The sequence below is a fragment of the Symbioplanes lichenis genome (assembly GCF_030709675.1).
In the GTDB taxonomy this organism is placed as follows: Bacteria; Actinomycetota; Actinomycetes; order Mycobacteriales; family Micromonosporaceae; genus Actinoplanes; species Actinoplanes lichenis.
In genome coordinates this window covers 322,665-340,737 of sequence record NZ_JAUZQD010000005.1, presented here as the reverse complement: position 1 = coordinate 340,737, position 18,073 = coordinate 322,665, and the positions used below count along the sequence as shown (strand labels likewise).

The following is an 18,073-nucleotide window of genomic DNA, read 5'->3' as shown; positions in this document are numbered from 1 at the left end:
TCGGGGGAGGGCGGCGGGTGGAGACTGCGGACTCGTGGACCGCTTTGATGCGCTTGTGGATGAGGCCGCGGCCGTGCCGGTGGAGGGCTGGGACTTTTCCTGGTTCGAGGGCCGGGCGACCGAGGAGCGCCCGGACTGGGGTTACGCCCGCCTCCTGGGCGACGCCATGACCACAGCCGAGGCCGCCCTCGATCTGCAGACGGGCGGCGGGGAAGTCCTGGCCACCGTGCCGGAGCCACCCCCGCGGCTGGTGGCCACCGAGTCGTGGCGACCCAATGTCCCGGTGGCGGCCAAGAACCTGCGGGCGGTCGGCGGGGTGGTGATCGAGGCGGCGGCCGGGCCCTGGTTGCCGTTCGGCGGGAACGTGTTCGATCTTGTGGTCAGCCGGCATCCCGAGCACACGCCCTGGGCCGAGGTGGCCCGCGTGCTGCGGCCGGGCGGCACCTTCCTCTCCCAGCAGATCGGGGCGGGCACCAACAGGGAGTTGTCCGAGGCCGTGCTCGGGCCGTTGCCGCCGCCGGCCCGGAACACGCCCGGGCAGCTGCGGGCGGCGGCCGAGGCCGTGGGGCTGCGAGTGCTGCAGGCGCGGCCGGCCAGGTTGAGGGTGGAGTTCTTCGACGTCGGCGCGGTCGCCTATTTCCTGCGGAAGGTGGTGTGGACGGTTCCCGGTTTCTCGATCGAGCGGCATCGTCCGCAACTGCGGGCCATCCACGAGAGGATCGAGGAAGAGGGCAGCTTCGTCTCCCACTCCACGCGAGTTCTCCTCGAGGCCGTCAACGAGAAAGCGAGCCAGGCATGGTGACCGACGCCCGCCTCCACGAGATGGCCGCCCGCCTGACCAGCGTCCCGGGTGTGGAGGCCGTACTCCTCGGCGGCAGCCGTGCTCGTGGCACCCACACTCCCGAGTCCGACACCGACCTGGGCGTCTACTACCGCCACCCTCTCGACATGGCGGCGCTGGCGGATGCGGCCCGCGAGTTCGGCGGCCCCGAAGCCCAGGTCACCCGGCCCGGCGAGTGGGGCCCGTGGGTGGACGGCGGCGGCTGGCTCACCGTGGACGGCAGTGCCGTGGACTGGATCTATCGTGATGTCGCCCGGGTCGGGCAGGCGTGGACCGATGCGCAGGCGGGGCGTTACGAGTTTCACGCGCAGGGTGGCCATCCGCTCGGTGTGCCCGATTTCGCGTACGCCGGGGAAGTCGCCCTGGGCAAGATCCTGAGCGACCGGACCGGAACGGTGACTGCCCTGCACGACGAGGCCCAGATCTACCCGGAGCCGTTGCGGGCCGCCCTCGTCGACGGGTTGTGGGAGGGCGACTTCCTCGTCCGGCTCGCCCGGAAGGCCGTGTCCCGGAAAGACACCGCCTACATCGCCGGTTGTCTCTTCCGGCTCACGGGCGTGTGCGCGCACGCGCTGCACGGCGCGGCGAGAAGCTGGCTGATCAATGAGAAGGGCGCCGTGGCGTCGGCGGCCGCATTGCCCGGTGCGCCGGTCGGATGGCAGGCCAGGGTCGATGCGATGTTCGCGGGCGGGGACATCGACGCCGCGGCCGACCTGGTGCTGGACACGGCCGACGCGTGCACGATGATGGGCCGGTGACCGCTGCCGAACCCACCATCCTTGCCACGAGCGCCGGCTTCACCGTCGGGGAGCACGGGTTGTTCGACCTGACGCCGGGGCCGATCCACCACCTGGCCGCGGAGCTGTCCGGGGCCGGGGAGACCGCCCGGTTCTGCATGCTGCACCAGGCGACCGGTGATCAGGAGTTCCGGATCGGCTACACCTACGCGGCCTTCGCCAAGAGCCGCTACCGCGCGTCGCATCTGCAGCTGTTCCCGATGCCGAACCACCGGGACATGCGCAAGTTCCTCCTCGAGCAGGACGTGATCTGGGTGGGCGGCGGCAGCGTGGCCAACCTGGTGGCAGTGTGGCGGGTGCACGGGCTCGACGAGATCCTGTACGAGGCGTGGCAGTCCGGCGTCGTGCTGGGCGGCGTGTCGGCGGGCTCGATCTGCTGGCACACCGGGGGCAGCACGGACAGTTTCGGCTACGACCTGCGCGCGTTCACGGACGGGCTGGGCTGGCTGCCGTACAGCAACGGGGTGCACTACGACAGCGAGGACCAGCGCCGGCCGAAGATGCACGAGTTCATCGCGGACGGCACGCTGCCCGACGGCTATGCGACCGACGATCACGCGGGGCTCGTCTACCGGGGCACCACGATGGTCGAGGCCGTCGCCGACCGCGAGGGCCCGCAGGCGTACGAGCTGAAGCGGGCAGCGGACGGCACGGTGACCGAGACGCCGCTGCCCACCCGGGTGCTCAGCCAAGCCCACTGAACGCCACGCGGAAGAACCCACGTGCTCAGCAGTCCGGCAGCTCCTTGATCCGCACGTGACGGAAGGCCACCTCGTCGTCGGCGCCGTGGTTCTGCAGTCCGATGTGCCCGGCCAGCGACCGCGCCGGGTCCCGGGACACAAAATCATTGATCAGTACGCCGTTCAGGTACACGCGCAGCCGCGACCCCCGCACCAGCAGCTCGTACGTGTTCCACTCCCCCGGCGGGTTGAGCGCCTTGTCCCGCGCCTTGGCCCGCGGCGCCTGGAACGTGTAGACCGACCCGGTCGTCCGGTCGGCGGCGTCCGTGGCGTCGATCTGGATCTCGTAGCCCTTGTCGACCGCGGACCGCGGGTCGTCGGAGGGCGGGAAGCCGATGAAGACGCCGGAGTTGTCGTCGCCCGTCATCTTCCAGTCGAGCTTGAGCGAGTAGTTCTCGAAGGATGCGGCGCTGTACCAGAGCAGCCCCATCCCGCCGGTCGAGGTGAGCGTGGCGTCGGTGTTGGTGAAGCTGCCCGGCCCGGCCTGCGACCAGCCCGTGGTGTCGCCGTCGTAGAGCGTCGTGTAGCCGTTCTCCGGCCGGCAGTCCGCGTTGACGAGCCCGGCCGCGTACTCGATGCCGCCGCGCAGGTGGGCCAGGAAGGCCGGGTCCGCGTACGACTCGATCGTGTGCCCGCCGCCGGTGTAGAACGAGCGGCCGCTCCCCAGCGTCTTGCACCAGGCGTGCGGGTGGTCGGCCCCCATGACCCCGCCGGTGTACGTGCTCTCGTCGAGCGTGGCGAGGATGTGCGCCGTGGTCCGGGGGTTGGTGCGGTAGTCGTACCACTCGTCGGTGCGGTGCCAGCGCTGCGGCAGGTGGGCCGTGGCCGCGTGGGCCCGGTCCTCGAGTACGACGTCGGCTTCCTGGATGGCCGGGTGCTGCTGGAAGTACGCGCCCACGAGCCGGCCGTAGAAGGGCCACTCGTACTCGGTGTCGGCCGCGGCGTGGATGCCCGCGAAGCCGCCGCCGCGCCCGATGTAGCGCTCGAACGCCTTCTGCTGGCTGTCGTCGAGCACGTCGCCGGTGGTGCTCAGGAACACCACCGCGTCGTACTTCGCGAGGTTGCGGGTCGTGAAGGCGCCCGCGTCCTCGGTGGCGGTCACCTGGAAGCCGGGCAGCGACTTGAGCGCCGCGACGCCGGCCGGGATGGAGTCGTGCCGGAAGCCGGCCGTCTTGGAGAAGACGAGGATCTGAGAAGGGTCGTCGGAGGCGTGGGCGGCGGCCGGCCCGGTGACAAGTGACGCCGCCACGAGCAGGGCCGCCGCAGCGGTTGAGCGAATTCTCATTGCGTACGTGTAACAGCCCAGCGACGACTTTCGATGGATGGCGCCGGACTTTTGTCTCAACTGAAAAAACTACGACGCGTAGTGCAAGATCACGTTGTGCACGTGATGGGTCTTGTCCGAGCCCCGGAACTCGACCTCGTAGACGTGCTGGCCGACCGTGATGGCGATGGTGCCGGTCGAGAAGTACTGCCCGGCGAAGCTCTTGTTGCTCACCACGCTCACGCTGCTGATCTTCGAGTAGGGGATGCTCGTGATCGCGAAGCGCTTCCCGGCGAAGGACTTGTCCTGGATGATCACCCGGCGCGTGGTCAGCCCGATGAACCCGGTGCCGACGCCGACCGCGTCGTACACCGCGATGATCTGCTCGCCCTCGAGCAGACCGGAGACGATCTGCTCGTACTGGCCCTTGCTGTCGTACACGGGTGCCGTCATGGCACCCAAGATTACTGAGGACCCACAACCGTCCGGTACGCGTCCTCGATCCGCGCCGCGAGCGCGACCTCACCGTCCGTGATCGCCTCGCCGTCGGTCTCCCCGAGCAGGATCAGCGTCTGACCCTCGGTCCGGTTGATGCGGGGCCGTAGGTGCAGTGTGTCGGCCGCCACCTTGATTCGCTCCGTGAGTGCGGCATGCTGACTGTCGTCACACGCGAGCACGCGCTTGAGCTGAACGCCGTCCTGCGTCCAGCCGCCGAGCACCGCAATGGCGTCGCTCAGATAGTCGGAGCGGGTGGTCCGTGACTTCCAGGCCCGCATCGAGTGCACCTCCCGGGCGTCGTTGCCGGCTTGTGGCCAAACTGTCGCCGTGTCGTCATGGTCGGTGCTTCACAGTCTTGTCTGCCACGTCAACGATGTCCACGCCCACATATCCGTGTTCTCGTGACGATCGGGACGTTCCTGTTCAACCTCTTCGGTCAACTTTTGTGGCACGCTTGTCTGTCGTGCCCCATGGACAGCATGTCACCGGCCGCCCATCACCCAGAGTGATCGTTGCGGCGGTGATCGTCACCGACGGCCGGGTGCTGGCGTGCGAACGGTCCGCCCCGCCCGAGGTCGCCGGTCGCTGGGAGTTCCCCGGCGGCAAGGTCGAGCCCGGCGAGACCGATGAGCAGGCCCTGGCCCGCGAGTGCCTCGAGGAGCTCGGTGTCCGGGTGGCGGTCGGCGCCCGCGTGGGTCCCGACGTCCCGCTGGCCCACGGCCGGGCCGTGCTGCGCGTCTTCGCGGTCGACCTGCTGGAGGGCGACGTGCCGCGGGCGCTGGAGCACACGGCGATGAAATGGCTGACGGCCGGCGAGCTGGACACCGTGCCCTGGCTGCCGGCCGACAAGCCGATCGTGGCGGAGCTGCCCGCCCTACTGAGTGCCGCCGATCGTCCGGCGTAGCTCGCGCTTGAGCACCTTGAAGCTCGGCCCCATCGGCAGCTGCTCCACGAAGCGCACCTGCCGCGGATATTTGTGCCGCCCGAGCCGCTCCTTCGACCACTCGATCAGCTCGTCCGCGGTCAGCTCGGCCCGGTCCTTGACCACGACCGCGCAGATCTCCTCGCCGTGCAGGGAGTCGGGCACCCCGATCACGGCCACCTGCACGACGGCGGGGTGCCGGGCCAGCGCCTCCTCGATCTCGCGGGGATAGACGTTGAAGCCGCCCCGGATGACGAGGTCCTTCTTGCGGTCGACGATGGTGATGAAGCCCTCGGCGTCCTTGCGGCCCAGGTCACCGGTCCGGAACCAGCCGTCCACCAGCGCCTCCGCGGTGGCCTCGGGCCGGTTGAGATAGCCGGCGAAGACGTTGTGCCCCCGGACCACGAGCTCCCCGAGCTCCCCGGTGGGCAGCAACTCGATCCGCTCGTCGACCTCGGCGCGCGCGATCTCCACCTCGACTCCCCAGAGCGGATGCCCGATGGTGCCCGCCCGTACGCCGAAGATGGGTTGATTGGTCGTGGCCGACGGCGACGTCTCGGACAGTCCGTAGCCCTCGTAGATCTGCGCGTGGAAGGTCTCGTTGAACTTCTCCAGGACCGCGACCGGCAGTGATGCCCCGCCGGAGACGCACAGCCGCAGCTCGGGCAGGCTCTCGGCCTTGGCCGCGGCCTCCAGCAGCGCGATGTACATGGTGGGGACGCCGTGGAAGACATTGACCCGCTCCTGCACCATCAGGGCGACCGCGGCCTCCCCGGTGAACCGGGCCAGCAGCACCAGCGTGGCGCCGAGCCGGAAGGCGCCGTTCATGCCGACCGTCTGCCCGAAGGTGTGGAAGAGCGGCAGACACCCCATCACGACGTCGTCGTGGCGGGCGTCGTTCGAGTCGAAGCAATTGACCGTCGCGTTGAGCACCAGATTGAGATGGGTGAGCAGGGCGCCCTTCGGCTCCCCGGTGGTCCCGCTGGTGTAGAAGACGACGGCGACGTCCTCCGCTTCGCGCGATACATACGACGGCAGGGGCGCGACGGCCGCCGCCACGTCCTCGAGCCTCGGCGGCGCGCCGGGAAGATCCGCGGGCAGAGGCCCGACACTGGCCAGTTTCACCCCGGCCTTGTGTGCCGCGGTGGCCGCCGTCTGGAGCTGGCTGGAGTGGGCGACGAGGAGATCGGTCTCGCTGTCGCGCAGGACGTACGCCATCTCCTCCGCGGTCAGCAGCAGGTGCACCGGCACGATGCGGGCGCCCACGGCGAGGGCCGCGTAGTAGACGCGGGGGAAGTCGGTGACGTTCGGGACGAGGACCGCCACCGTGTCGTCCGGGCCGACGCCGAGCTCGCGCAGGCCGGCGGCGTACGCCAAAGATTGCTGCCACAGCTCGGCATAGGTCGTCCGCAGCGGCCCGTCGACCACCGCGACCTTGTCCGGATAGCGTCGCGCGCTCTCCGCGAGGATCGTGGCCAGCGACAACATCGTCATGCGAGGTGTCCCCCGATCTTGGTGTACCCGCGCAGCAGATCGCGGGAGATGATGAGCCGCTGCATCTCGTCGGTGCCCTCGTAGATGCGCATCAGCCGGACCTGCCGGTACCAGCGTTCGAGCGGCAGCTCGCGGGTGTAGCCCATGCCGCCGTGGATCTGCAGCACCCGATCGACGACGTTGTTCACCATGGCGGCGCCGTGCAGCTTCGCCATGGAGGAGGCATGCCGCGGGTCCGAGCCCTGGTCGACCGTCCACGCGGCGCGCAGGATCAGCCAGCGGGCGGCCTCCAGCTCGACCTCCGAGTCGGCGATCATCCACTGGATGGCCTGATTCTCGCCGATCTTGCGGCCGAAGGTCTCGCGGGTGTTCGCGTACTCGACGGCCATGCCCAGCGCCCGCTCGGCGATGCCGAGGGCCTGCGACGGGATGAGGTAGCGGCCCTTGCCGATCCACTTCATGCCGAGCTCGAAGCCCTGGCCGATCTCGCCGAGGATGTTGCGCGCCGGCACCCGCACGTCGGAGAAGATCAGCGAGGCCGGCCCGCCCTCGCCCATGGTCTGGATGAACTCGGAGCGCCAGCCCATCTCCCGGTCGACCAGGAAGGCCGTCGTGCCGCCGCCGCGCACGCCCTTCTCCTTGTCGGTGACCGCGACGACGATGACGAAGTCCGCGTCGTTGCCGTTGGTGATGAACGTCTTCTCGCCGTTGAGCACCCAGTCGCCGCCGTCCTGACGGGCGCTGAGCTTGATGTTCGCGGCGTCGGAGCCGGCGCCGGGCTCGGTGATCGCGAAGCAGGAGATCCGGTCGCCCTCGATCGTGGGGATCAGGAACTCCCGCTTCTGCTCCTCATTGGCGAAATAGAGGATGTTGTCGGCGTCGCCGCCGAACTTGAACTGGACGAAGGTGCGGCCGATCTCGGTCCAGATCAGCGACTGCAGCACGGCCGGCAGGTCCATGCCGCCGTACTCCTCGGGGGTCGACAACCCCCAGAAGCCGAACTTCTTCGCCTTGAGCTGCAGCTCGCGCAGCTCACTGCGGTCCAGGCCGGGCTGATGGGCCCGCTCCCGGCGCAGCGCTTCCTGCTCCAGGGGCATGACCTCACGGGTGATGAACTGGCGGGCGGTGTCACGAACCGCGCGCTCCTCGTCGCTCAGGGAGAAGTCCACGTGATAAAACTAGCGGCGTAAGTTTTCCCGAGTAAAGAGTTTCAGGAGCGTTAAATGGCCCGGCCGCGGCACACCCTGCTGACCCGCGAGCGCATCGTCGAGGCGGCGAGCGCGCTGGTGGACAGCGAGGGGCTCGACGCGGTGTCGGTGCGCCGGCTCGCCACCGAGCTGGGGGTCGCGGGGCCGTCGCTCTACAACCACTTCCCGACCAAGGGCGACATCCTCGACGCGGTCGCCGACGCCGTGGTCGCGCGGGTCGACGTCTCGTTCTTCGCGACCCACGACTGGGCCGACGCGCTGCGGCTCTGGGCGCACAGCTACCACGCGGAGCTCGCCGCCCACCCGCACATCGTGCCGGTGCTGGCCCGCGGCCCGGGCCGGCGCCCGGCCGCGCTGGCCATGGCCGACACCGTCTACGGCGGCCTGATCCGCGCCGGCTGGCCGCCCGCCCGCGCGACCCACATCGGCGCGCTGATGCGCTATCTGGTCACCGGCGCCGCCCTGGGCTCCTTCGCCCGCGGCTTCGACGAGGACCCCGAGCTCTACGCCGGGCGGTACCCCCACCTGTCCGACGCGCACCTGCTGGCCGAGCACCAGCGCAGCGTCGACGAGGGCGCCTTCGCGCTCGGCCTGGACACGACGATCACCGGTCTCATGGCAATGAAAGAGGGAGCGCTGCGATGAAGCGGGACAAGCTGTACCTCGGCGGCCGCTGGGCGGAACCGGACTCGGACGCGACGATCCCGGTGGAGAACCCGGCCACCGAGGAGGTCATCGCGCACGTCCCGGCCGGGACCGCCGTCGACGTCGACCGGGCCGTGGCCGAGGCCCGGGCGGCCTTCCCGGGCTGGGCCGCCACCCCGCGCGCCGAGCGCGGTGCCGTGCTGGGCAAGCTGCACGCGGCGCTGGCCGGCCGGGCCGACGAGATCGCCCGCACGGTCGGGCTCGAGCTGGGCGCGCCCCTCAAGATCGCGAAGGCGGTCCAGGCCGGACTGCCGCTCACGGTCCTCCAGGGGTACGCCGACCTGGCCGCGACGCCCGCGCCGGAGGAGACGATCGGGCACTCCCGCGTCGAGCACGAGCCCGTCGGCGTGGTGGGCGCGATCACGCCCTGGAACTATCCGTTGCACCAGGTCGTCGCCAAGGTGGCGGCCGCCCTCGCCGCCGGCTGCACGGTCGTGCTCAAGCCGAGCGAGCTGACGCCCCTGACGGCGTACCTGCTGGTCGAGGCGGCCGACGAGGCCGGGCTGCCCGGCGGGGTCCTCAACCTGGTCACCGGCACCGGCGCCGAGGTCGGCGCCGCGCTCGCCGGGCACCCGGAGGTCGACATGGTCTCCTTCACGGGGTCCACGGCGACCGGCCGGGCCGTCGCGCACGCCGCCGCCGACCGGATCGCCCGGGTCGCCCTGGAGCTGGGCGGCAAGTCGGCGAACGTGATCCTGGCCGGCGCCGACCTGCCCAAGGCGGTGAAGGTGGGCGTCGCGAACGCGTTCCTCAACTCCGGTCAGACGTGCACGGCCCTGACCCGCATGCTGGTGGACCGTTCCTTCTACGACGAAGCCGTCGAGCTGGCCGCGGCGGCCGCTGGGACCTATCAAACCGGGGATCCGTTCGATCCGGCGACGCGGCTCGGGCCGCTCGTGTCGGCCGCGCAGCGGGAACGGGTGCTCGGGTTCATCGACCGGGCCGGCGCGCGGCTCGCGTACCAGGGCGGCGATCTTCCGGAGAAGGGCTATTTCGTTCCGGCCACGGTGTTCGCGGACGTCGATCCGGACAGCGAGCTGGCCCAGGAGGAGATCTTCGGGCCGGTGCTGTCGATCATCCCGGTGGACGGCGAGGACCACGCGGTCGAGATCGCCAACCATTCCCGGTACGGGCTGGCCGGCGCCGTGTGGGGGCCACCCGACCGGGCTCTGGCCGTCGCGCGCCGGCTGCGCACCGGAGCGGTCGACGTCAACGGGGCGGCGTTCAACCCGGTCGCGCCGTTCGGTGGCTACAAGCAGTCCGGCGTCGGGCGCGAGCTCGGGGCGTACGGGCTGGCGGAGTTCCAGCAGACGAAGGCGATCCAGCTGTGACGGCGTACGTGCAGGCCTTGGTGGTTCGTGAACCCGGCACCCCGCCCGAGGTCGCGGAGATCCACCTGCCCGAGGTCGGCCCCGGGCAGGTGCGCGTGCGCATCCGCGCGGCCGGCGTGTGTCACAGCGACCTGTCGATGGTCAACGGCACCCTCACGCCGCCGCACCCGCTGGTGCTGGGGCACGAGGCGGCCGGCGAGGTGGCCGAGGTGGGCGCGGGCGTGACCCGGGTCGCGGTGGGCGATCACGTCGCGCTCAACTGGGCGCCGCCGTGCCGCGAGTGCTGGTTCTGTACGCACGGCGAGCCCTGGCTGTGCTCCACGGCCAACGTGGCGGCGCTCGAGAACGGCAGCACCCTGGACGGCGTCCCCGTGTACGTGACCCTGGGGCTGGGCGCGTTCGCCGAGCAGGTCGTCGTGCCCGCGCACGCGGTCATTCCCGTGCCCGCTGCTCTGGATCACGCCGGCGCCGCCCTCCTGGGCTGCTCGGTGCTCACGGGCACCGGGGCGGTCCGCACCACGGCCGGCGTGTCCGAAGGCGACGCGGTCCTGGTGATCGGCCTGGGCGGCGTCGGGCTGTCCGTGGTCGCCGCCGCCCGGGCCGCCAGGGCGGCCGCGGTGATCGCCGTGGACGTGTCACCGGCCAAGAAGGATCTGGCCGCGGCGGCCGGCGCGACCGATTTCGTGGTCGCCGGCGACACCCTGTCCAAGGACGTCCGCGCCCTGACCGGGGGCCGCGGCGCCGACCACGCGTTCGAGTGCGTGGGCCGGGCGGCGACGATCCGCTCGGCGTGGCGGGCCACCCGCCGGGGCGGCCAGGTCACCGTCGTCGGTATGGGCCGCGGCGACGACATGCTGCAGCTGAGCGCCCTGGACATCTTCTCGTCGGCGCGCACTCTGCGGTCGTCGGTCTACGGCTCGTCCGACCCCGACGTGGAACTGCCCGTACTGGCTCGCGAGGTGGTGGCGGGCGAGCTGCGGCTCGATCACCTCATCACCGACCGGATCGGCCTGGCCGGCGTACCCGCGGCCTTCGACCGCATGGCCCGCGGCGAGGGTGCCCGGTCGGTGGTCGTCTTCTGAGCCGGGGCAAGATCGAGGCATGTCGCTGACTTACCGCCCGGTCACGCTGGTCGAGGTCGACCGGTCGCACCGCGCCGTGCTGGAGAATCTCGGCCAGCTCTACCGGCACGACCTCTCCGAGCCGTACGAGCTGCTGCCCAACGACGACGGCACCTTCAACAACCGGCCCCTGGACAGGTTCCTGGCCGGCGACGATCCGGAGCGCCGGGCGTATCTCATCGAGGTGGCCGGGCGGCTGGGTGGCTTCGTGCTGACCATGGCGGCCGAGGGCGGCGGCACGGCGATCGACGGGTTCTTCGTCGTCCGCGCGTTGCGGCGCGGCGGGGTCGGCCGGGAGGAGGCGCTGCGGACGATCGCGCTCTTCCCGGGGCGGTGGCGGATCGGCTTCCAGCGGTACAACCCGGGGGTCGAGGCCTTCTGGACCGGCGTCGCGACCGCTGTCGCCGGGGACGACTGGGAGATGCACGATCTGCTGCCGGCGCCGGAGAACAGGCCGCCGGACACGGTCGTCGTCTTCACCTCGGGGCCCGGGAACGTCTGATGAAGACGCGAGCCGCCGGCGGCACTCTGCCTGCACGCCGGCGGCTCGCGGGTCCGGTGAGCGGGCCGGGGCCCGCCGCGGATCAGGCCTGGCGCAGCGGCGCGAGGGCCTTGCTCCACGCCACGGTCTGGTCGAGCACCGTGGTCAGCGCGCCGGCCTGGTGGGCGCCCGGGGTGAACTGGCTGTAGTTCACGAAGTCGGTCGCGAGCGACAGCGTCACGGCGGCGCGGACGTCGGCCATCATGAGCTCGCCGACGATGAGGCGCAGGGTCTCGATGGCGCGGGCGCCGCCGACCGAGCCGTAGCCGACGAAGCCGACGGCCTTGTTGTTCCACTCGGCGAAGAGGAAGTCGATCGCGTTCTTCAGCGCGCCCGAGGTGGCGTGGTTGTACTCCGGGGTGACGAAGATGAAGCCGTCGAACTCGGCGATCTTCGCGGCCCAGGCCTGGGTGTGCGGCTGCGAGTACTGCGCCATCGACGCCGGGATCGCCTCGTCGAGGTGCGGCAGCTTGTAGTCGAGCAGGTCGACCAGCTCGAACTCCGCGTCGGTGCGCTGCGAGGCCAGCTCGTGGACCCACTTGGCGACGGCCTCGCCGTTACGGCCCGGGCGGGTGCTGCCGATGATGATGCCGATCTTGGTCATGACGCGGAGCTCCCGAGGTGTGCGAATTAATTTGCTTCGTCAAGGAAATACTCTGTCGGCGCCTGGTGTCAAGGTCGTAGGATCTTTGTCATGCAGCCCACACCCCTCAACGGCTCCGAGCTCGCGGTGATGCGCGCGTTCGGCCGATTGATGGTGGTCATGCCCAAGATGCTCGACGCCGACCTGCAACGCACGCAGCGCATGTCCCTCAGTGAGTACCAGACCCTGCGCCACCTGTCGGAGACTCCGGGCAACGTCATGCGCATGAGCGAACTGGCGCACCGGTGCGACATGTCCTTCAGCGGCATGACCCGGCTGGTGAGCAAGCTGGAGTCACTCGGCCACCTGTCCCGCCGGCGCTGCGAGTCCGACGGTCGCGGGTTCGACGTCCAGCTGACCGAGGCGGGCTTCGAGCGGCTGCGCGAGGCGTGGCCCGACCACCTCGAGAGCGTACGGCGGCGCATCTTCGACCACCTCGGCCGGCTCGATCTGGGGGATCTGGCGGCCGCGCTGGAGGGCATGAACGAGTCGGGCGGGCAGGCATGTCACAGTGCCGCCTGTGACAAGTGATGCACCTTTTGCCCCCGGCAATGCTGCCGCTGGTTTTACTCCCGGCACCGCCGTTGACCGCTTCGCTCCCGGCACCGCCGCTGACCGCTTCACTCCTGGCGCCGCCGATGTTCGCTTCACTCCTGGCGCCGCCGATGTTCGCTTCACTCCTGGCATCGCCGTTGTCCGCCGCTTCTTGCATCCGGACGGCCGCATAGCCGCGGCTTCCGCCGCCTTCGTCATCGCGGACGACGAGCGGGGCCTGCTGCTGTGGAGCGACATCGGCTCGGCGGCCATGCGGCGCACGACCCTTGCCGGTACGCCGACCCGCGACCTGCCCATCGCCGACGAGCTCGCGATGACCACGATGCTGTCGCCGGCGCCCCGGGAACACTTCAAGTCATTGGTGTTCCTGCCGCGCGACGCCGCGCACGCCGTGTCGTGGAGCTGGCGGGCCGACGGCACCTTCACCGGCTGGTACGTGAACCTGGAGACGCCCGCCCGGCGCCGCCCCGGCGGTGTCGACTCGTCCGACCAGGTGCTCGACCTGCTGGTGACGCCGGAGCGGGAGTGGCGCTGGAAGGACGAGGAGGACCTCGCGGACGCGTACCCGCCCGCGCAAGCGGCCCTGATCCGCGCCGAAGGTGAGCGGGTCACGAAGCTGATCGACGCCGCGGAGTTCCCCTTCAACGGCGCGTGGCGCGACTTCACCAGCGACCTCGGCCCCGCGCCCCTGCCGCCGACCTGGGACGTCCCTTAACGTATTCCCTTATGGGTATACGATTGGCGCATGGCTCGGGCAGCGACGACGACGGACGCGTTCAACGCGGTGGCGGAGCCTCGCCGCCGGCAGATCCTCGACCTCCTGATGGCGGGCGAGCGGCCGGTGGGCGAGCTGGCGGAGCTGCTCGGCCTGGCCCAGCCCCAGGTCAGCAAGCACCTGCGGGTGCTGCGCGAGGTGGACCTGGTCCGGGTGCGCGACGAGGGGCGGCAGCGGCTCTACCGGGTGCACGCCGCGCCGCTGCAGCCGCTGCACGCCTGGCTCAGCCGCTACGAGCAGGCCTGGAACGACCGGTTCGACGCCATGGAAGACGTTCTCGACGACCTGGCCTCGGACTCCCGGCCGCACGCCCCGCTTTCGGGCGGCCGCCCGGACGACCAGCACACCACGGAGGGTGAATCATGACCACGACCACCAAGGGCACGGCGAAGGTCGCGACGCCGGAGGCCCACCAGATCCTCATCACCCGCGAGTTCGGCGCGCCGCCCGCGCTCGTCTGGCGGGCCTACACGACCCCGGACCTCATCAAGCGCTGGTGGGCCGGGCAGCGCGGCACCGTCACCAGCGCCGAGGTGGACCTGCGCGTCGGCGGCCGCTGGCGCTACGTGATGGACGCGGGCGGGCACGAGGTCGCCTTCCGCGGCGAGTACAGGGAGATCGACGAGCCGGCGCGGCTGGTCAACACCGAGATCTACGAGGGCCTGCCGGACCCCGACGACCACGCGTCGGTCGTCACGGTCACGTTCACTCCCGGCGGGACGGGCGGGACCACCGTACGGATGCTCTGCGAGTACCGCGACCAGGCCGACCGCGACGCCGTGCTCTCTACAGGCATGGAGGGCGGCATGCAGGAGTCGTTGGACGCCCTCGACGAGGTCGCCGCCGGCCTTTGAGATCATGGGGCGGTGCTGTGGGACCGTACCGCCCGGATCGTGACCGAGATTCTGGCCCCGGCCGTGCTGGTCGCCACGCTGATGCTGCTGGTGGGCTGGCACGCCGGGGCCGCACCGGGCGTCTCCCGCTGGTGGGGGCTGCCCGGCGCGCTCTTCGCCGCGGGCCTCCCGATGGTGTACGTCCTGCGGGGCGTCCGCCGCGGCAAGCTGACCAGCCACCACATCCCCGAGCGCGAGCACCGCATGGTGCCGCTGGCTGTCGGGGTCGCCTCGGTGGCGCTGGGCCTGATCGCGCTGATCCTGCTGGGGGCGCCGCGTGACGTGGTCGCCCTGCTGGCCGCCGGCGGCACGGGACTGCTGGTCTACACGGCCGTGACCCGCTGGTGGAAGATGTCGATCCACGCCGGCGTCGCCGCCGGGACCAGCGCGACCCTGGTTACCCTGTACGGCCCGCTGCTGCTGCTCACGGTGCCGCTGGTCGTGCTGGCGGGCTGGGCGCGGGTCCGCCTGTCCGCCCACACGACAGCCCAGGTCGTAGCCGGCGCCCTCGTCGGCGCGGTGATCGCCGGTTCGGTATTCCCCGCCCTGCGCTGACCGGCCGCGGCGAACGCCCGCCACCAACCGCAGCCGCCGCAACTGCCTGGCGGTTGCCGCGCCGCAACTACCTGGCAGTTGCCCGCGCCGCACTGACCCCGCAGTTGCCCGCGCCGCAACTGTCCCGCAGGTGCCCGCGCCGCAACTGCCTGGCCATTGCCCGCGCCGCGACTGTCAGTTGTTGCAAAAGCTTGGCAACTGCAGCGGGTGGGGCTATTGCAGAACCGGCGTTGCCTGGTCAGCGGCAACTGGTTGTTGCACACGCATGGCAACAGCCACAAGAGCCACGCTCAATAGTGCGGTGCACAGGAACGGACCCGCACCCGCCAAGAGCCCCGTAACAGCAAGCGTCGCGCTCGTGCCGATCGTCTCGGAGATGCTCTTGGCCGCCGTGTGGAAGCCCTGCTGCCCCGGCGCCGACCAGCCGAGCACGAGCGCGCTGATCCGCGGGTACATCGTGCCCATGCCCGCCCCGGCGACGAACCAGCCCACCACCGCCACCGCCAGCGGCAGATGCGCGACAACAGTCAGCAGCACCACGCCGGCCCCGGCGGCCAGCAGCAGCGCGCCCGCCCGTACGGCGGTGCCCGCGTTCAGCCTCTCCCCCAGCCGGCCTTGCATCATCGACGCGCCCGCCCACGCCACGGCGCCCACGGTGAGCGTGATGCCCGACAGCCACGGCGGCAGCCCGTACCTCTCCTGCAACAACAACGGCAGGTACACGTCCGTACCGATGAACACGCCGCCGGCGAACGCAGGCAGCGCAACCGCAGCAGGCAGCCCGCGCCGCAGCTGGAACGTGCCGCCGGGCACCAACGGCCGCAACGCCACGAGTGTCACCGCGAGCGCGACCGGCATCCAATACCAGGCAACAGCTCCCATAGCGACAACGCTCACAGCTGCCACCGCCGCGGTCACGAGCCGCCGCATGTCGAACGGTCCCGGCTCACCGGTCGTGTGCCCGGCCAGCGCGGGCAGGATCAGCACCGTGGCGACGACGACCAGGGCCACCACCCCGAGGAACACCCACCGCCACCCCACCGCGTCGGCGACGAGCCCGGCGACGAACGGCCCAATCAGCGACGGCAGCACCCACGCGGTCGAGAACGCGCCGAAGACCTTCAGGTGCAGGTCGGGCGGATAGACGCGCGCCACCAGCACGTACAGGACAACAGTGTGCCCGCCCGCGCCGAGCCCCTGCACCAGCCGCCCGGCGATGAACGCGGGCATGGAAGTCGCCGTGCCCGCGATGACGAGACCCAGCGCGAAGACCGCGACCGCCGTCAGCAGCGGGGCGGCGGGCCCGCGCCGATCGGCCCAGCCGCCGAAGCCGACCATGCCGATCACGCCGGTGGCGAGCGCCGAGGAGAAGGCGAGCGCGTACTGTCCGCGCCCGCCCAACTCCGCGGTCACCTGCGGCATGACCGTGGTGACGGCCAGCGACTCGAAGGCGGCCAGGAAGACGAGACTCCACGCCCCCGCAGTGGTCAGGGTGTACGGCCGCCGCAAGATCATGCGAGCACGCTAAAACTTCAAGCGCACTTGAGGTCAATTCCGGTTGGTGAGCCCGCTCACGAGAGCCGACGCGCCGGAGATCGCGCCCATGCGCACGCCCAGCGCGCGGTAGGGGTGCGGATGCCCCTGCCGTTCCAGCCGCGCCAGCCACCGCCGTTCGAGGAAGCGGCGGCCGACGATCGCGCCGCCGGAGATCGCGAACGCCACGCCGGTGGCGATCAGCTTGCGCTTGTCGATCGGGGGCTCGTCGGCGATCTTCAGCTCGGCGGCCGCCCGGGCGTCGGCGATCTCCTGCCGCGCGGCGTTGCCTCGCAGCTCGGCGTCGGTGTGCAGCACGGCCTCCTGCAGATCGGCGGCCTCGTCGAGCCACCCCTCGTCCGGCGAGCGCTTGACGTCCCGGCCGGAGGCGCCGGTCCGAGCGGCGCCGGTGCCGACGAGGGCGGCCGCGGCCAGCCCAGCCACGGCTCCGGCGCGCACCAGTCGGCGCCGGGCCGGGGAGAGGCCGCCGGCGCCGACCCAGATGCCGGTCAGCAGGCCCTGGGTCACGGCCGTGGAGGCGGTTCGCACGTAGAAGTTCATGCGCCGACCCTATTTCAGGCGGGCAGGTGCCCGTCGAAGTCGATCGACGAGTAGAGCTTCAGCTTCTCCAGCCGGTGGTAGGAGTCGATCACCCGGATCGTGCCGGACTTGGACCGCATGACGATCGACTGGGTGTGCGCGCCGCCGGAGCGGTAGCGGACGCCCTTGAGCAGGTCGCCCGAGGTGACGCCGGTGGCGACGAAGAAGCAGTTGTCCCCGGTGACCAGGTCGTTGGTGGTGAGGACGCGGTCGAGGTCGTGCCCGCCGCCGATGGCCTTCTCGCGCTCGGCGTCGTCGCGGGGCCAGAGCTTGGCCTGGATCTCGCCGCCGAGGCACTTGATCGCGCAGGCGGCCGTGATGCCCTCGGGGGTGCCGCCGATGCCCATGAGGACGTCGACGTCGGACTCCGGCCGGGCGGCGGAGATGGCCCCGGCGATGTCGCCGTCGGCGATGAACTTGATGTTGGCGCCCGCCGCGCGTACCTCGTCGACCAGGGCCTGGTGCCGCGGCCGGTCCAGGATGCAGACGGTCACGTCGGAGACGTCGGACCGCTTGGCGCGGGCGATGCGGCGCAGGTTCTCGGTGGCGCCGGCGTTGATGTCGATCACATCGGCGCAGTCCGGGCCGACCGCGATCTTCTCCATGTAGAAGACCGCGCTGGGGTCGAACATCGCGCCCCGCTCGGCGACCGCGAGCACGGCGACGGCCCCCGGCATGCCCTTGCTCATCAGCGTGGTGCCGTCGACCGGGTCGACCGCCACGTCGACCTCGGGGCCGGTGCCGTCGCCGACCTGCTCCCCGTTGAAGAGCATGGGCGCCTCGTCCTTCTCGCCCTCGCCGATGACCACGACGCCGCGCATCTGGATCGAGTTGATCAGCTTGCGCATGGCGTCCACCGCGGCGCCGTCGCCGCCGTTCTTGTCGCCGCGGCCGACCCAGCGGCCGGCGGCCATGGCGGCCGCCTCGGTGACCCGGACGAGGTCCAGGGCGATGTTGCGGTCGAGGTCCTGAGGGTTGGCGGAGACGGGCACGATGGCCTCCTCGCGACGTTGCGGGGCTGGTTGGTGTCCCGATCCTCACATGTGTGACCGGCGAA

The 18,073-nt window shown here is 71.0% G+C and carries 21 protein-coding genes and 1 pseudogene; 13 read left to right on the top strand and 9 right to left on the bottom strand.

Going from position 1 to position 18,073, the window contains the following annotated elements; genetic code table 11:
- The first annotated feature begins 55 nt into the window (after nt 1-55).
- Genes RAN62_RS14475 through RAN62_RS14465 form a run of 3 tightly spaced genes read left to right on the top strand, consistent with a single transcriptional unit; the run spans nt 56 to nt 2,339 of the window.
- Nucleotides 56-802: a class I SAM-dependent methyltransferase gene (locus tag RAN62_RS14475; RefSeq protein ID WP_305785110.1), complete on the top strand. Its 747-nt coding sequence runs from the start codon at nt 56-58 to the stop codon at nt 800-802.
- Nucleotides 796-1,599: a nucleotidyltransferase domain-containing protein gene (locus tag RAN62_RS14470; protein WP_305785109.1), complete on the top strand. Its 804-nt coding sequence runs from the start codon at nt 796-798 to the stop codon at nt 1,597-1,599. The genes RAN62_RS14475 and RAN62_RS14470 overlap by 7 nt, the downstream gene beginning before the upstream one ends.
- Nucleotides 1,596-2,339 (top strand): Type 1 glutamine amidotransferase-like domain-containing protein, encoded by a 744-nt coding sequence (locus RAN62_RS14465; RefSeq protein ID WP_305785108.1) that lies wholly within the window; start codon nt 1,596-1,598, stop codon nt 2,337-2,339. Before RAN62_RS14470 ends, RAN62_RS14465 begins: the two co-directional genes overlap by 4 nt.
- Nucleotides 2,340-2,376: 37 nt before the next feature.
- Here RAN62_RS14465 and RAN62_RS14460 read toward each other — a convergent pair.
- The 3 genes and pseudogenes from RAN62_RS14460 to RAN62_RS14450 all read right to left on the bottom strand — a co-directional run.
- A pseudogene (locus RAN62_RS14460) lies at nt 2,377-3,663 on the bottom strand (ThuA domain-containing protein); the annotation flags it as partial.
- 69 nt (nt 3,664-3,732) lie between these two features.
- The gene (locus tag RAN62_RS14455) at nt 3,733-4,095 is read right to left on the bottom strand and encodes a PH domain-containing protein (protein ID WP_305785107.1); all 363 of its coding nucleotides are present in this window, start codon (nt 4,093-4,095) and stop codon (nt 3,733-3,735) included.
- A gap of 11 nt (nt 4,096-4,106) precedes the next feature.
- A complete protein-coding gene (locus RAN62_RS14450) occupies nt 4,107-4,418 on the bottom strand; it encodes a pterin dehydratase (RefSeq protein WP_305785106.1) in 312 nt (103 codons plus the stop codon).
- A gap of 185 nt (nt 4,419-4,603) precedes the next feature.
- Here RAN62_RS14450 and RAN62_RS14445 point away from each other — a divergent pair, with 185 nt between their 5' ends.
- Entirely contained in the window at nt 4,604-5,044 is a 441-nt protein-coding gene (locus RAN62_RS14445) for a (deoxy)nucleoside triphosphate pyrophosphohydrolase (protein WP_305785105.1), read from the top strand.
- Here RAN62_RS14445 and RAN62_RS14440 read toward each other — a convergent pair.
- Nucleotides 5,015-6,556, bottom strand: coding sequence for a long-chain-fatty-acid--CoA ligase (locus tag RAN62_RS14440; RefSeq protein ID WP_305785104.1), 1,542 nt, complete (start codon nt 6,554-6,556; stop codon nt 5,015-5,017). The two genes, RAN62_RS14445 and RAN62_RS14440, sit on opposite strands and share 30 nt — an antisense overlap.
- On the bottom strand, nt 6,553-7,725 hold the full coding sequence (locus RAN62_RS14435) for an acyl-CoA dehydrogenase family protein (protein WP_305785103.1): 1,173 nt from the start codon (nt 7,723-7,725) through the stop codon (nt 6,553-6,555). Before RAN62_RS14435 ends, RAN62_RS14440 begins: the two co-directional genes overlap by 4 nt.
- Nucleotides 7,726-7,779: 54 nt before the next feature.
- Here RAN62_RS14435 and RAN62_RS14430 point away from each other — a divergent pair, with 54 nt between their 5' ends.
- Genes RAN62_RS14430 through RAN62_RS14415 form a run of 4 tightly spaced genes read left to right on the top strand, consistent with a single transcriptional unit; the run spans nt 7,780 to nt 11,423 of the window.
- Nucleotides 7,780-8,409 (top strand): TetR/AcrR family transcriptional regulator, encoded by a 630-nt coding sequence (locus RAN62_RS14430; protein WP_305785102.1) that lies wholly within the window; start codon nt 7,780-7,782, stop codon nt 8,407-8,409.
- Nucleotides 8,406-9,800 (top strand): aldehyde dehydrogenase family protein, encoded by a 1,395-nt coding sequence (locus tag RAN62_RS14425; RefSeq protein ID WP_305785101.1) that lies wholly within the window; start codon nt 8,406-8,408, stop codon nt 9,798-9,800. Before RAN62_RS14430 ends, RAN62_RS14425 begins: the two co-directional genes overlap by 4 nt.
- Before the next feature lie 20 nt (nt 9,801-9,820).
- On the top strand, nt 9,821-10,882 hold the full coding sequence (locus RAN62_RS14420) for an alcohol dehydrogenase catalytic domain-containing protein (RefSeq protein ID WP_305785100.1): 1,062 nt from the start codon (nt 9,821-9,823) through the stop codon (nt 10,880-10,882).
- Nucleotides 10,883-10,901: 19 nt separating this feature from the next.
- Nucleotides 10,902-11,423: a hypothetical protein gene (locus RAN62_RS14415; protein WP_305785099.1), complete on the top strand. Its 522-nt coding sequence runs from the start codon at nt 10,902-10,904 to the stop codon at nt 11,421-11,423.
- Between the two features lie 82 nt (nt 11,424-11,505).
- Here the strand turns inward: RAN62_RS14415 and RAN62_RS14410 are convergent, their stop codons facing one another.
- Nucleotides 11,506-12,066 (bottom strand): NADPH-dependent FMN reductase, encoded by a 561-nt coding sequence (locus tag RAN62_RS14410; protein ID WP_305785098.1) that lies wholly within the window; start codon nt 12,064-12,066, stop codon nt 11,506-11,508.
- Between the two features lie 90 nt (nt 12,067-12,156).
- Between RAN62_RS14410 and RAN62_RS14405 the strand changes: the two genes are divergently transcribed.
- The 5 genes from RAN62_RS14405 (at nt 12,157) to RAN62_RS14385 (ending at nt 14,883) form a co-directional block, all read left to right on the top strand.
- On the top strand, nt 12,157-12,636 hold the full coding sequence (locus RAN62_RS14405) for a MarR family winged helix-turn-helix transcriptional regulator (RefSeq protein WP_305785097.1): 480 nt from the start codon (nt 12,157-12,159) through the stop codon (nt 12,634-12,636).
- A 175-nt stretch (nt 12,637-12,811) separates the two neighbouring features.
- Nucleotides 12,812-13,375, top strand: coding sequence for a ribonuclease FAU-1 family protein (locus tag RAN62_RS14400; protein ID WP_305785096.1), 564 nt, complete (start codon nt 12,812-12,814; stop codon nt 13,373-13,375).
- Nucleotides 13,376-13,405: 30 nt separating this feature from the next.
- Nucleotides 13,406-13,801: an ArsR/SmtB family transcription factor gene (locus tag RAN62_RS14395; RefSeq protein ID WP_305785095.1), complete on the top strand. Its 396-nt coding sequence runs from the start codon at nt 13,406-13,408 to the stop codon at nt 13,799-13,801.
- Nucleotides 13,798-14,289, top strand: a complete 492-nt coding sequence (locus RAN62_RS14390) for an SRPBCC domain-containing protein (protein WP_305785094.1) — start codon at nt 13,798-13,800, stop codon at nt 14,287-14,289. Before RAN62_RS14395 ends, RAN62_RS14390 begins: the two co-directional genes overlap by 4 nt.
- Before the next feature lie 12 nt (nt 14,290-14,301).
- A complete protein-coding gene (locus RAN62_RS14385; protein ID WP_305785093.1) occupies nt 14,302-14,883 on the top strand; it encodes a phosphoesterase PA-phosphatase in 582 nt (193 codons plus the stop codon).
- A gap of 213 nt (nt 14,884-15,096) precedes the next feature.
- Here RAN62_RS14385 and RAN62_RS14380 read toward each other — a convergent pair whose 3' ends face one another.
- From RAN62_RS14380 to glpX, 3 genes are read right to left on the bottom strand one after another with little or no spacing between them, the layout of a single operon-like run.
- Nucleotides 15,097-16,398, bottom strand: a complete 1,302-nt coding sequence (locus tag RAN62_RS14380) for an MFS transporter (protein ID WP_305785092.1) — start codon at nt 16,396-16,398, stop codon at nt 15,097-15,099.
- Nucleotides 16,399-16,431: 33 nt separating this feature from the next.
- Nucleotides 16,432-16,977 (bottom strand): hypothetical protein, encoded by a 546-nt coding sequence (locus tag RAN62_RS14375; protein WP_305785091.1) that lies wholly within the window; start codon nt 16,975-16,977, stop codon nt 16,432-16,434.
- A 14-nt stretch (nt 16,978-16,991) separates the two neighbouring features.
- On the bottom strand, nt 16,992-18,008 hold the full coding sequence (glpX, locus tag RAN62_RS14370; RefSeq protein ID WP_305785090.1) for a class II fructose-bisphosphatase: 1,017 nt from the start codon (nt 18,006-18,008) through the stop codon (nt 16,992-16,994).
- Between the last annotated feature and the right edge of the window lie 65 nt (nt 18,009-18,073).